General features: G+C 66.1%; 13 protein-coding genes and 1 pseudogene. 4 read left to right on the top strand and 10 right to left on the bottom strand.

Features of this window, described 5'->3' with window-relative positions; all coding sequences use genetic code 11:
- Window positions 1–67 precede the first annotated feature (67 nt).
- Window positions 68–610, top strand: a complete 543-nt coding sequence (locus tag G3N96_RS34535) for a response regulator transcription factor (RefSeq protein WP_206139972.1) — start codon at window positions 68–70, stop codon at window positions 608–610.
- A 71-nt stretch (window positions 611–681) separates the two neighbouring features.
- On the opposite strand, the gene hslU is transcribed toward G3N96_RS34535, so the two are convergent.
- From hslU to dapF, 8 genes are all read right to left on the bottom strand, one after another.
- Window positions 682–2,025 (bottom strand): ATP-dependent protease ATPase subunit HslU, encoded by a 1,344-nt coding sequence (hslU, locus tag G3N96_RS34530; RefSeq protein WP_124582001.1) that lies wholly within the window; start codon window positions 2,023–2,025, stop codon window positions 682–684.
- Window positions 2,026–2,035: 10 nt separating this feature from the next.
- Window positions 2,036–2,572, bottom strand: coding sequence for an ATP-dependent protease subunit HslV (gene hslV, locus G3N96_RS34525; protein WP_021156275.1), 537 nt, complete (start codon window positions 2,570–2,572; stop codon window positions 2,036–2,038).
- Window positions 2,573–2,811: 239 nt separating this feature from the next.
- Window positions 2,812–3,228 carry an RNA polymerase-binding protein DksA gene (gene dksA / locus G3N96_RS34520; protein WP_006477498.1) on the bottom strand — a complete coding sequence of 139 codons (417 nt, stop codon included), beginning with the start codon at window positions 3,226–3,228 and terminating at the stop codon, window positions 2,812–2,814.
- A gap of 496 nt (window positions 3,229–3,724) precedes the next feature.
- Window positions 3,725–4,804: a GTP-binding protein gene (locus G3N96_RS34515; protein WP_039353847.1), complete on the bottom strand. Its 1,080-nt coding sequence runs from the start codon at window positions 4,802–4,804 to the stop codon at window positions 3,725–3,727.
- A gap of 201 nt (window positions 4,805–5,005) precedes the next feature.
- Window positions 5,006–6,220 (bottom strand): class I SAM-dependent rRNA methyltransferase, encoded by a 1,215-nt coding sequence (locus G3N96_RS34510; protein WP_124582005.1) that lies wholly within the window; start codon window positions 6,218–6,220, stop codon window positions 5,006–5,008.
- A gap of 76 nt (window positions 6,221–6,296) precedes the next feature.
- On the bottom strand, window positions 6,297–7,217 hold the full coding sequence (gene xerC / locus G3N96_RS34505) for a tyrosine recombinase XerC (RefSeq protein WP_206139971.1): 921 nt from the start codon (window positions 7,215–7,217) through the stop codon (window positions 6,297–6,299).
- A gap of 14 nt (window positions 7,218–7,231) precedes the next feature.
- Window positions 7,232–7,951, bottom strand: coding sequence for a DUF484 family protein (locus tag G3N96_RS34500; RefSeq protein ID WP_206139970.1), 720 nt, complete (start codon window positions 7,949–7,951; stop codon window positions 7,232–7,234).
- Between the two features lie 37 nt (window positions 7,952–7,988).
- Window positions 7,989–8,858, bottom strand: coding sequence for a diaminopimelate epimerase (gene dapF / locus G3N96_RS34495; RefSeq protein WP_124582011.1), 870 nt, complete (start codon window positions 8,856–8,858; stop codon window positions 7,989–7,991).
- Between the two features lie 395 nt (window positions 8,859–9,253).
- Here dapF and G3N96_RS34490 point away from each other — a divergent pair, with 395 nt between their 5' ends.
- Both G3N96_RS34490 and G3N96_RS34485 read left to right on the top strand, forming a co-directional pair.
- Window positions 9,254–9,532, top strand: coding sequence for a type II toxin-antitoxin system RelE/ParE family toxin (locus G3N96_RS34490; protein ID WP_206139969.1), 279 nt, complete (start codon window positions 9,254–9,256; stop codon window positions 9,530–9,532).
- Between the two features lie 13 nt (window positions 9,533–9,545).
- Window positions 9,546–9,848, top strand: a complete 303-nt coding sequence (locus G3N96_RS34485; protein ID WP_011353533.1) for a HigA family addiction module antitoxin — start codon at window positions 9,546–9,548, stop codon at window positions 9,846–9,848.
- A 21-nt stretch (window positions 9,849–9,869) separates the two neighbouring features.
- Here G3N96_RS34485 and lpxL read toward each other — a convergent pair whose 3' ends face one another.
- Window positions 9,870–10,754 carry a lauroyl acyltransferase LpxL gene (gene lpxL, locus G3N96_RS34480; protein ID WP_089426564.1) on the bottom strand — a complete coding sequence of 295 codons (885 nt, stop codon included), beginning with the start codon at window positions 10,752–10,754 and terminating at the stop codon, window positions 9,870–9,872.
- A gap of 265 nt (window positions 10,755–11,019) precedes the next feature.
- Here lpxL and metK point away from each other — a divergent pair, with 265 nt between their 5' ends.
- A complete protein-coding gene (gene metK / locus G3N96_RS34475) occupies window positions 11,020–12,207 on the top strand; it encodes a methionine adenosyltransferase (protein WP_039353866.1) in 1,188 nt (395 codons plus the stop codon).
- A gap of 102 nt (window positions 12,208–12,309) precedes the next feature.
- Here the strand turns inward: metK and G3N96_RS34470 are convergent.
- Window positions 12,310–12,408 (bottom strand): annotated as a pseudogene (locus G3N96_RS34470) (DNA-binding response regulator); the annotation flags it as partial.

Below are 12,408 nucleotides of genomic sequence, written 5' to 3'. Positions count from 1 at the left end.
CTGCGGCTGCCGGTCGTGCGCGTCGCGGCATCGGCCGCCTCAACCAACACGTAGACGGAGAAACCACATGAGCGAGAACAATTTCCTGGTGATCGACGACAACGAGGTGTTCGCGGGCACGCTCGCGCGCGGCCTCGAGCGGCGCGGTTACGCGGTCCAGCAGGCGCACGACAAGGAGGCGGCGCTGCGGCTCGCCGCGGGCGGCAAGTTCCAGTTCATCACCGTCGACCTGCATCTCGGCGAGGATTCGGGCCTGAGCCTGATCGCGCCGCTGTGCGACCTGCAGCCCGACGCGCGGATCCTGGTGCTGACCGGCTACGCGAGCATCGCGACCGCCGTGCAGGCGGTGAAGGAAGGCGCCGACAACTATCTCGCGAAGCCCGCGAACATCGAGTCGATCCTGGCCGCGTTGCAGACCAACGCGACCGAAGTGCAGGCCGACGAAGCGCTCGAGAATCCGGTCGTGCTGTCGGTCGACCGGCTCGAATGGGAGCACATCCAGCGCGTGCTGGCCGAGAACAACAACAATATTTCGGCGACCGCGCGTGCGCTGAACATGCACCGCCGCACGCTGCAGCGCAAGCTCGCGAAGAAGCCGGTGCGGCAGTAAGCGGAGCGCCAACGAAAACGGGCGGCCCCGGACGAAAGGGGCCGCCCGTTTTTCGTCCGACGCCGTGCGCGTTACAGCACGTAGCGCGACAGGTCTTCGTCCTGCGACACTTCGCCGAGTGCGCGGTCGACATACTTCGCGTCGATCGTCACGCGCTCGCCGGCGTGGTTGCCGGCCGAGAACGACACTTCCTCGAGCAGCTTCTCGATCACCGTGTACAGCCGGCGCGCACCGATGTTCTCGGTCTTCTCGTTGACCGAATAGGCAATCTCCGCGAGGCGGCGGATGCCGTCGTCGGCGAATTCGAGCTGTACGTCTTCGGTCGCGAGCAGCGCCTGGTACTGCTTGACGAGGCTTGCGTCGGTCGCGACGAGGATCGCTTCGAAATCGTTCACCGACAGCGAGTCGAGCTCGACGCGGATCGGGAAGCGGCCCTGCAGTTCCGGAATCAGGTCGCTCGGCTTCGCGAGGTGGAACGCGCCGCTCGCGATGAACAGGATGTGATCGGTCTTCACCATCCCGTACTTCGTGTTGACCGTCGTGCCTTCGACGAGCGGCAGCAGATCGCGCTGCACGCCCTGGCGCGACACTTCGCCGCCGCTGCCTTCGTTGTTGCGCGACGTGATCTTGTCGATCTCGTCGAGGAACACGATGCCGTTCTGCTCGACGTTCTGCACGGCCTTCGTCTTCACTTCCTCGTCGTTGAGCATCTTCGCCGCTTCCTCGTCGGTCAGCAGCTTCAGCGCTTCCTTGATCTTCACCTTGCGGCGCTGCTTCTTGCCGCTGCCGAGGTTCGAGAACATCGAGCGGATCTGCTCGGTCATCTCTTCCATCCCCGGCGGCGCCATGATGTCCATGCCGGCCGACGGCTGCTCGAGATCGAGCTCGACTTCCTTGTCGTCGAGCTGGCCTTCGCGCAGGCGCTTGCGGAACGTCTGGCGCGTCACGTTGTTGTCGTCGTTCGCGTGCTCGGCGTTGCCGCCGAAGCCCACCGCGCGCGGTTGCGGCAGCAGGATGTCGAGGATGCGGTCTTCCGCCTGGTCGGTCGCCTTGCTGCGCACCTTGCGCATTTCGGATTCGCGTGTCTGCTTGACCGAGATCTCGATCAGGTCGCGCACGATGCTGTCGACGTCGCGGCCGACATAGCCGACTTCAGTGAACTTGGTCGCTTCGATCTTGATGAACGGCGCATCCGCGAGCTTCGCGAGGCGGCGTGCGATTTCGGTCTTGCCGACACCCGTCGGCCCGATCATCAGGATGTTCTTCGGGGTGATTTCCTGGCGCAGCGGGTCGGCGACCTGCTGGCGGCGCCAGCGGTTGCGCAGCGCGACCGCGACGGCCTTCTTCGCCTTCGCCTGGCCGATGATGTGCTTGTCGAGTTCCGAGACGATCTCGGCAGGGGTCATGGTGCTCATGGTGCGGTCCTTACTCGATCGTTTCGATGATGCGGTTGTGGTTCGTGTAGATGCACATGTCGCCGGCGATCTTGAGCGACTTCTCGACGATCTCGCGCGGCGACAGTTCGGTGTTTTCCGCGAGCGCGCGGGCTGCCGCCTGCGCATACGCACCACCCGAGCCGATCGCGCAGATGCCTTCCTCGGGGTCGAGCACGTCGCCGTTGCCGGTGATGACGAGCGTGGTGGTGGCGTCGGCCGTGATCAGCATCGCCTCGAGGCGGCGCAGCATCCGGTCGGTGCGCCAGTCCTTCGCGAGCTCGACGGCCGCACGGGTCAGGTTGCCCTGGTGCTTCTCGAGCTTCGCCTCGAAGCGGTCGAGCAGCGAGAACGCATCGGCGGTGCCGCCCGCGAATCCGACCAGCACCTGGTTGTTGTAGATCCGCCGCACTTTCCGCGCGCCACCCTTCATGACGATGTTGCCGAGGGTTACCTGGCCGTCGCCGCCGAGCGCGACCTTGTCGCCGCGCCGGACCGAAACGATGGTCGTGCCGTGAAATTGCTCCATCTGCGTTCCTTGAGAAAAACGGGGAAGAGTCGGGGGGCGCGAGGCGCCGCCGCGTAACTCGCAGTGCGCCGGGAAGCGGCCCGGCGCGCGTCCGTTTCATTTTAGGGCGGGCGCCGGGATATCAAGAGGCGGGGTGGGCAAATCGGCGGCCGGCGGGGAACCGGTGCCGGAAAAACAAAAAGCGCGCGGCAGGCCGCGCGCTTTCGGGAAGCAGCGTGTCTGAGCGGAACGCCGCTCGATCAGTCGCCGAACAGCTTCTGGCGCAGCTCGCGGCGCTCCTGCGCCTCGAGCGACAGCGTGGCGGTCGGACGCGCGAGCAGGCGCGGAATGCCGATCGGCTCGCCGGTTTCCTCGCACCAGCCGTAATCGCCGGAATCGATGCGGGCGAGCGACTGCTGAACCTTCTTGAGGAGCTTGCGTTCGCGATCGCGCGTACGCAGTTCGAGCGCGTGCTCTTCCTCGATCGTCGCGCGATCGGCGGGATCGGGCACGATCACCGTCTCGCGCAGGTTCTCGGTCGTCTGGCCTGCATTCTTGAGGATGTCCGCCTGCAACTGTTCGAGCCGATTTTTGAAGAAGGCGAGCTGATCCTCATTCATGTAATCCTTGTCGCTCATCTTCAGGATTTCGGCTTCGGTCAAGAGTTTCTTCGTCATCTGCTTGCTTCTTCAATGTGCGGCAAATCGATAGATATTGCCTGCACTTTGGGATTACCCGCAACCGCGCTTGCAATCATTTGCGATTTGCCGCCGCGGGGCCGAAAGCCTCTGGAAAACCGGTTCTCAAATACCAGGATAGGCCTGGCGCGGAGTTGCGCGCGCTGCGAACCGGTGTGCTGCGCGGCACATCGCATCGGCCGCGGCCGGGAGGCGGATTGGCGATCCGGCGCGGTTGCGATGCCCGGAAAACTGGTTCAGCAAGAACCGGGCCTGTTTGTTGCCGTACTCCAGCGGGCACGTATTGTAACTGAATCGCAAGCGGGCGCCGTATCGGGTCGATCCCCGTCGGCTGCGCCAATATCTAGAAAATATAACGCGCAAATCGCGAAAAAGCGATGACGGCGAAACCCTGCCCAAAAAGGGCGCCCCCCGGCCGCCGCAGCCGCCTGCGAGGCGGCCCCGCGGCGGCATGTGCGGCGGTTGCCCGCGCGCGTCAGGCGAGGCAGGCGTCGAGGCCGTCGGTGATCAGGTCCTGCGGCAGATCGACGCCGATGAACACCATCTTGTTCGTCTTCTTCTCGACCGGCAGCCACTTCGACGCGAGGTCGCTGCCCATCATCTGGTGCACGCCCTGGAACACGACCTTGCGGTCGACGCCCTTCATGTACAGCACGCCCTTGTAGCGCAGCATCCGCTCGCCGTAGATCTGCAGGATGCCGCCAAGGAAGTCTTCCAGCTTGTTCGGGTCGAACGGGCGGTCGTTGCGGTACACGAACGACTTGATCTTGTCGTCGTGGTGCGCGTGGTGGTGATGGTGGTGGCCGTGGTCGTGATCGTGCGCGCATTGACCGTGATCGTGGTCGCAACTGGCGTGATCGTGATCATGGTCGTGATCGTGATGGTGGTGCGCGTGATCGTCCTCGGCGAGGAAGTCGGGGTCGATCTCGAGCTTCGCGTTCAGGTTGAAGCCGCGCAGGTCGAAGATTTCCTTGATGTCCGCTTCGCCGAAGTTCACGACCTTGATCGCGGCCTTCGGGTTCATGTGCATCAGGCGGTGCTTGAGGCCGGCCACCGTCTGGTCGTCGACCAGGTCCGACTTCGTGATGAACAGGCGATCGGCGAAGCCGACCTGGCGCTGCACGACCTCGTGCTCGTCGAGCTGCGCGTTCGCGTGCTTCGCATCGACCAGCGTGATGACCGCGTCGAGCAGGAAATCGTCGGCGATTTCGCTGTCGATGAAGAAGGTTTGCGCGACCGGGCCCGGATTTGCGAGGCCGGTCGTTTCGATCACGATGCGGTCGAAGTCGAGCTTGCCTTCGCGCTTCTTCGCGGCGAGATCGCCGAGCGTGCGTGCGAGGTCGCCGCGGATCGTGCAGCAGATGCAGCCGTTGCTCATCTGGATGATCTGCTCGTTCGAATCCTGGATGAGGATTTCGTTGTCGATGTTCTCTTCGCCGAACTCGTTCTCGATCACGGCGATCTTCATGCCGTGCTGTTCGTTCAGGATGCGCTTGAGCAGCGTCGTCTTGCCGCTGCCGAGGAAGCCGGTGAGGATGGTGACGGGAGTGGCCATGTCAATCGCCTGTGGTTCGTGAATCGGGGTCAAAACCAGGATGTGCGTCGCGCCCCGAGGCTTTTCCAGCCGGGGCGCACAACCATCCATTGAAACATACCTGTCAAGCCCTCGCCCGTCGTCCGAACGACAGGCGGGAGCGCGGATCCGCCGGGCGCCAGGGCGCGGCCGGCGAACGGTTACGCGCGTAGATCGGGGCGATCAGACGATTTGCAACAGCAGGCCCTTCAGATATTCGCCTTCCGGGAAGGCCGCGAGCAGCGGGTGATCGACGCCCGCGCCGAGGCGCTTCAGGATGCGCGCGTCGACCTTCGCGTCGGCGGCCGCACCCGCGACGATCTTCTGGAACAGGTCCATGTCGATCGCGCCCGAGCACGAGTACGTGAACAGCAGGCCGCCCGGGCGCAGCAGCTTGAAGCCGCTCAGGTTGATGTCCTTGTACGCGCGCGCCGCGCGATCGACGCTGTCGCGCGTCGGCGCGAACTTCGGCGGATCGAGCACGATCAGGTCGAAACGCTCGCCTTCGTCGACGAGGCGGCGCAGCGTCTTGAATGCGTCGGCGTCGAGCCAGGTCGCGCGTTCGGCGTCGAAGCCGTTGGCGACGACGTTCTGCTGCGCGAGCGCGAGCGCATCGCCCGACGAGTCGATCGACACGACGCGCTTCGCGCCGCCCTTGAGCGCCGCGAGCGAGAAGCCGCCCGTGTAGCAGAAGCAGTTCAGCACGTCGCGATCGGCCGCGTACTGCGCCACCAGCGCGCGGTTGTCGCGCTGGTCGACGTAGAAGCCCGTCTTGTGGCCGTTCGGCACGTCGACGTGATAGCGCACGCCGTTTTCGTTCGAGATCAGTGTCGCGGGCGGCGCGTCGCCGGCCAGTATGCCGGTCGTCTGTTCGAGCCCTTCCTTGTCGCGGATCGATACGTCAGAGCGTTCGTAGACGTTCGGGCAGTCCGTGGCGCCGACGAGCGCCTTCACGATCGCGTCCTTCCACGCCTCGACGCCCGCGGCCATGAACTGGCAGACGAGCTGGCCGCGCGGGGCGGCGCCGGCTTCGGCGGTGTCCGCGACGTAATAGTCGACGATCAGCCCCGGCAGCCCGTCGGCTTCGCCGAACACGAGCCGTACCGCGCCCGTGCCCGACACCATCGTCGTGCGGTGCGCGACCGCGCGCTGCACGCGGCGCTTGAAGAATGCGTGGTCGATCGGCTCGTTCTCGTCGAAGCTCCACACGCGCACGCGGATCTGCGATTGCGGGCTGTACGCGCCGCGCGCGAGGAAGCGTCCGTCGTGCGCGCGCACGAGCACGGTCGCGCCGGGCGCGGGCTTGCCGTCGACGCGGTCGATCGCATTGGCGTAGATCCACGGATGGCGGCGCAGCAGCGATTTTTCCTTGGACGGCTTGAGGGTGACGGTTTGCATGATGAGATCGAAATGGGCCGTGCGCGAAGCCGGCCGTGGCCGGTCGCCGCGCGCGGCGGGTAATACGGGGCGCGCGTCAGTCGCGCTTCTTCGCGCGCGGGTGCGCGCTGTCGTAAATCTTCGCGAGATGCTGGAAGTCGAGCGACGTATAGACCTGCGTCGCGGAGACGCTCGCGTGGCCGAGCAGCTCCTGCACCGCGCGCAGGTCGCCGCTCGACTGCAGCACGTGCGTTGCGAACGAGTGGCGCAGCACGTGCGGATGGACGTTGGCGGGGATGCCCGCGGTGAGCGCCGCGCGCTTCACGCGCTCGCGCACGACGCCCGGCGACATCCGGTTGCCGCGCACGGACACGAACAGCGGATGCGGATCGTGCTTCACGAATTCGCCGCGTACCGCGAGCCACGCGTTCAGTGCATCGATCGCCTTGCGGCCGACCGGCACCTTGCGCTCCTTGTTGCCCTTGCCGCGCACGGTGACTTCGGCTTCGGCGAGGTCGAGCCAGCCGGTCGAGCGGTAGCCGTCGGCCTGCGTGTACATCACGTCGAGCCCGATCAGCTCGGCGAGGCGCAGCCCCGACGAATAGAACAGCTCGAGAATCGCGTGATCGCGGATGCCTTCGGTCGTGTTGGCGAGCGGCGCGTCCATCAGCGCCGATGCATCGTCGACCGACAGCGCCTTCGGCAAGGTCTTCGCGCGTTTCGGCGCGCGCACCGCGGCGACCGGGTTCGCGGGCATCTCGACGCGCTGCGCGAGCCAGCGGTAGAACGCGCGCCACGCGGACAGGCGGTGCGAGATCGACCGGGCGGACAGCCCGCCCGAATGTGCACGCGCGACTGCGCCGCGCATGTCGGCGGCCGTCAGCGCTTCGAGCGGCCGGCCGTTCGCGAGCTTCTTCAGCTCGTCGAGTTCGTGCGTGTAGCCGCGCAGCGTGTGTTCCGACAGCTGCCTGACGTGCTTCAGGTTCGACAGGTAGGCGGCGATCGGATCGTCTGTCATCGCGTGCGGAAGGATCAGTGCGGCAGCAGGCGCGTGAGCGCGGCGCTCGCGAGCGTCGCGATCTGCGCGAGGAAGTCGGTGGCCATCCCGTCGTGGAAGCGGCGCGGGTCGGGCGAGCCGAGCACGAGCAGGCCGAACGCGGGCGCATCGTTGCCGGCGAGCGGCGCACGCAGCGCGAGCAGCGCGACCGATGCGGCCGAGCCGTCGCCGGCCGGCGGCGCGGCTTCCGCGCCTTCCGCCGCATGCGCGGCGATCGCGGGCGCGAGCCACTGCGCGGCCTCGAAGCCCGTGTTCGCCCCGCAGTACGGCGTCGACAGCCCGTTCGTGAACAGGCGCACTTCCTCGCCGACCTGGCGCGCGAAGTCGGCTTGCGAGTAGGTGTCGGCGACGTCCCACACGCGCAGCGCCGTCTGCGGCACGTCGAAGACTTCGGCGATGCCGTCGGCGATCGTGCGCGGCAGCGCATACGGATCGCGTTCCGCGATCACGCGCGCGGTCCAGCGGCTGAACTTCGCGGACAGGCTGTCGTTCTCGTGGCCGTAGCGCACCAGTTCGGCGAGCCGGCGCTCGAGATGCTTGTTCTTGTCGCGCAGCATCTCCATCTGCCGCTCCTGCAGCGAGATCGCGGCCTTGCCGTGCGGGTTCGCGAGGCGGATCGTCGCGAGCAGTTCGGCGTGCTGCGCGAAGAATTCGGGATTGGCGAGCAGGTAGTCGGCGACTTCGCGATCGTTCATGTGGCGGGAGCGTTCAGTTATCAAGGACGTTGCAGGGTCAGACGTTCAGGTCGATCTCGCCTTCGAACACGGTCGTGGCGGGGCCGGCCATCATCAGCGCGGCGGCTTCGTCGCGCGCGCCGTCCCAGCTGATCGTCAGCGTGCCGCCGTGCGTGTGCACGGTCACCGGCGAATCGAGCAGGCCGCGCCGGATGCCGGCTGCGACCGCCGCGCACGCGCCGGTGCCGCACGCGAGCGTCTCGCCCGCCGCGCGTTCGTACACGCGCAGCTTCACTTCGCTGCGCGACACGATCTGCATGAAGCCGGCGTTCACGCGCTCCGGGAAGCGCGCGTGGTGCTCGATCAGCGGGCCTTCTTCCAGCACCGGATACGCCTCGGTGTCGTCGACGACCTGCACCGCGTGCGGGTTGCCCATCGTCACCGTCGAGATCCAGCGCGTCGCACCGCCGACGTCGAGCGGCCACAGCGTGTCGCGACCGTCGGTGCGGCCGTCGAGGCCCGCGGCGTCGAACGGCACCTGCGCCGGCGCGAACACGGGCGCACCCATGTCGACGACGACTTCGCCGTTGTCCTGCATCGTCAGCGTGATCAGGCCCTTCATCACCTGCACGCGCACGCTGCGCTTGTCGGTCAGGCCGCGGTCGCTGACGAACTTCACGAAGCAGCGCGCGCCGTTGCCGCAGTGTTCGACCTCGCCGCCGTCGCAATTGAAGATCCGGTACTTGAAATCGACGCCGTCGACGGTCGGTTTCTCGACGAGCAGCAGCTGGTCGGCGCCGATGCCGAAGTGGCGGTTGGCGAGCGCACGCACCTGCGCTTCCGTGAGCGGCGGCAATGCGCGCGAATAGCCGTCGAGCACGACGAAGTCGTTGCCCGCGCCGTGCATCTTGGTGAACGAGAGTTTCACTGGGTCCGGATTTCCATGGCGAACAAGGCGGTCAGCGCGGTGCGCGCGACGCCGCGCCATGCCGGGCGGCCTCGTTCGTCGTGCTGATCTCAACCGCAAATGATACATGCAGCCGACAGGGGCGTCCTGCGCGGGCGGGGGGAGGGCGGGGAGAGGGCGGGGGCGAAATAGGGTACATCTGCCGATCGGTCGACTGGTCGCGTGTGCGACAGGCGGGCAGATTGATGCGGTGTGACGGGCCTGTCGTGGTGCCAGCAGGGTTCGGCGAAAACACGGGATGGCGTGGACGCGCACTTTCGTACAGGTCAAATTGACGAGGCAATCAAGCGATTCGTATAGTGTGGCTATACGCATGGGCCATGCTGTCGGCATCGCGACTCGAATGTGGGAGATCCATGATCAAGTCGTGGCAGCACAAGGGGCTGGAAGCGTTTTTCACGAGCGGGAACAAGGCCGGCATCCGGCCCGACCATGCGCCAAGGTTACGGCGTCAGCTTGCACGTCTCGACGTCGCGAGCCGGCCGCTCGACATGAACGTGCCGGGCTGGCGGTTTCACGGCCTTGCCCGTGGACTGGACGGCCATTTCGCGGTGAGCGTGAGCAGCAACTGGCGTCTGACGTTCAGTTTCGAGGGCGCCGACGCCGTCCTGGTCGATTACCAGGACTACCACTGAGGTGATTCAAGCGATGACTCGCATCTTCAATCCGCCGCACCCAGGCGAAGCGCTGCGCGACGACGTGTTGCCGGCATTCGGCCTGACCGTCACCGAGGCCGCGGCGCAACTCGGCGTCACGCGTGCGGCGTTGTCGCGCATTCTGCATGGTCATGCGGGGATCTCGCCGGAAATGGCGTTGCGCATCGAGGCGTGGCTTGGCGAGGAAAACGGCGGTCGCGCGGATCTGTGGCTCGCCCAGCAATCCGCTTACGACTTGTGGCAGGCGCGCGCGAAAGGCGTGCCCAAGGTGGCGAGAGCGCGGGCACGCACGTGACCGCGCTCTCGTGAGCGTGGCTCAGTACAGGCTCGGCTCGCCGTTCGGACGCGTCTTGAAGCGCTTGTGAACCCAATAGTATTGCTCGGGCAGCAGCGGGATCTGCTCCTCGAGGAATGCGTTCATTCGCCGCGCGTCGAGATCGTCGTCGCCGGTCGGGTAGTGATCCCACGGCTTGAATACCTTCAGACGATAGCCCTTGTAGTTCGGCAGCACCTCGCCGATGAACGGCACGACCTGCGCGCGGCCCGTCTTCGCGAGCCGGCCGACCGCCGTCAGCGTGCAGGCGGGCACGCCGAAGAACGGCACGAACGTCGAATTGCGCAGCCCGTAGTCCATGTCGGCGCCGAGCATCACCGGCTTGCGGTCGCGCAGCCAGCGCAGCACGACGCGCGCGCTGTCCGCGCGGCCGACCATTTCGGCGTCGAAACGCCCGCGCGCCTTCTTCGCCTCTTCCTCGAGCACCGCGTTCGAGAACGGCTGGTACAGCGACCCGCAGCGGCGGTGCAGCGAACGATTCAGCCAGATCGAGCCGGCCTCGATGCCGACGAAATGCAGGCCGAGGAACAGCGTCGGCGGCAGGTCCGGATCGTCGAGATCGACCGCGCTGTCGACCTGGATCAGCTTCGCGAGCTTCTTCTCCGAGCCGAACCACTGCACGCTGCGCTCGACGTAGCTGCGGATCGCATGGCGGAAATGCTGCCCGGCAATTTCCTCGCGGCGTTCGTCGCTCCAGTCAGGGAAGCAGAGTTTCAGATTGGTGTGTACGATGCGCTTTCGCCGGCTGGGGATCTTGTAGAGCAGCCAGCCGAGACCATCGCCGAACCGTGCGGTCAGGCCGTACGGCAACAGGGCGAGCAGTTTCAGCAAGCCAATGGCGAGGTGCGTGGCTAGACGACCTAGCATGCGAAACCTCCGTGGGACCGGCTGGCCGGCGCTTTGCGAACAGGGTGGTGAGACAGCGGAAGATGCAGCACGGGCGGCGCTCTGTGACAATTCAGGAAAGCCGCTATAATACGGGCTTCGCCGAGTTAACTGACAACTTGCGGGGCGAAGCCGGTTGGCGTCACACACGCTGCCCGGTCCTGGTAATCCGCTAAAGCGTCGCCGCTTCAGGCCCAACGAAGCTGGCTACGTGAAACCAACCGTAACCACACAGGAGCCTGAAAAAGTGGCAAACGATTATTTCTTCACGTCCGAATCCGTCTCTGAAGGCCATCCGGACAAAGTCGCGGACCAGATCTCGGACGCGATCCTCGATGCCATCCTCGAGCAGGACAAATATTCCCGCGTCGCGGCGGAAACGCTGTGCAACACGGGTCTCGTCGTTCTGGCCGGTGAAATCACCACGACGGCCAACATCGACTACATCCAGATCGCGCGCGACACGATCAAGCGCATCGGCTACGACAACACCGACTACGGCATCGACTACAAGGGTTGCGCGGTGCTCGTCGCGTACGACAAGCAGTCGCCGGACATCGCCCAGGGCGTCGATCGTGCACACGACGACAACCTCGACCAGGGCGCGGGCGACCAGGGTCTGATGTTCGGTTACGCGTGCGATGAAACGCCGGAACTGATGCCGCTGCCGATCTACCTGTCGCACCGCCTCGTCGAGCGCCAGGCCAGCCTGCGTCGCGACGGCCGCCTGCAATGGCTGCGCCCGGACGCGAAGTCGCAGGTGACGGTTCGCTACGTCGACGGCAAGCCCGATTCGATCGACACCGTCGTGCTGTCGACGCAGCACGCACCGGACATCGAGCTGCCGGCGCTGCGCGAAGCCGTGATCGAGGAAATCATCAAGCCGACGCTGCCGGCCGACCTGATCAAGGGCGACATCAAGTTCCTGGTGAACCCGACCGGCCGGTTCGTGATCGGCGGCCCGCAGGGCGACTGCGGCCTGACCGGCCGCAAGATCATCGTCGATACCTACGGCGGTGCCGCACCGCACGGCGGCGGCGCGTTCTCGGGCAAGGATCCGTCGAAGGTCGACCGCTCGGCCGCGTACGCAGGCCGCTACGTCGCGAAGAACATCGTCGCCGCGGGCCTCGCCTCGCGCGCGCTGATCCAGGTGTCGTACGCGATCGGCGTGGCCGAGCCGACCTCGGTGATGGTCAACACGTTCGGCACGGGCCGCGTGTCGGATGCGGTGATCACGAAGCTCGTGCGCGAGCATTTCGACCTGCGTCCGAAGGGCATCATCAAGATGCTCGACCTGCTGCGCCCGATCTACGAGAAGACCGCTGCTTACGGCCACTTCGGCCGCGAAGAGCCGGAATTCTCGTGGGAAGCGACCGACAAGGCGCTCGCCCTGGCCGAAGCGGCCGGCGTCGAGCCGACGGCGCGCGTCGCGTAAGCTTCGTTCGCCTCAAATGAAAAACCCCGGTAAAGCCGGGGTTTTTTTATGCGCTCCGATCGCCGCGTAGCGCTCGGGCTGCGGCGCGGTGCTCTCGGTCACGCGCGCGGGCGCGCGGCGCAGCTGGGCCTTGATCCGCGCGAGCAGCGTGCGCGGCGCGACCTGCTTGTGCACGTAGGCGTCCCGGCCGACCTCGAGGCC

The organism is Burkholderia sp. Se-20373 (genome assembly GCF_017104705.1).
Classification (GTDB): Bacteria; Pseudomonadota; Gammaproteobacteria; order Burkholderiales; family Burkholderiaceae; genus Burkholderia.
This window is presented reverse-complemented; position numbering and strand designations above follow the sequence as displayed.

Coding starts and splice junctions, on each gene's coding strand:
- G3N96_RS34535 (WP_206139972.1), top strand. CDS start 68: ATGAGCGAGAACAATTTCCTGGTGATCGACGACAACGAGGTGTTCGCG.
- hslU (WP_124582001.1), bottom strand. CDS start 2,025: ATGAGCACCATGACCCCTGCCGAGATCGTCTCGGAACTCGACAAGCAC.
- lpxL (WP_089426564.1), bottom strand. CDS start 10,754: ATGCTAGGTCGTCTAGCCACGCACCTCGCCATTGGCTTGCTGAAACTG.
- hslV (WP_021156275.1), bottom strand. CDS start 2,572: ATGGAGCAATTTCACGGCACGACCATCGTTTCGGTCCGGCGCGGCGAC.
- dksA (WP_006477498.1), bottom strand. CDS start 3,228: ATGACGAAGAAACTCTTGACCGAAGCCGAAATCCTGAAGATGAGCGAC.
- G3N96_RS34500 (WP_206139970.1), bottom strand. CDS start 7,951: ATGAACGATCGCGAAGTCGCCGACTACCTGCTCGCCAATCCCGAATTC.
- G3N96_RS34515 (WP_039353847.1), bottom strand. CDS start 4,804: ATGGCCACTCCCGTCACCATCCTCACCGGCTTCCTCGGCAGCGGCAAG.
- G3N96_RS34490 (WP_206139969.1), top strand. CDS start 9,254: ATGATCAAGTCGTGGCAGCACAAGGGGCTGGAAGCGTTTTTCACGAGC.
- G3N96_RS34510 (WP_124582005.1), bottom strand. CDS start 6,220: ATGCAAACCGTCACCCTCAAGCCGTCCAAGGAAAAATCGCTGCTGCGC.
- xerC (WP_206139971.1), bottom strand. CDS start 7,217: ATGACAGACGATCCGATCGCCGCCTACCTGTCGAACCTGAAGCACGTC.
- G3N96_RS34485 (WP_011353533.1), top strand. CDS start 9,546: ATGACTCGCATCTTCAATCCGCCGCACCCAGGCGAAGCGCTGCGCGAC.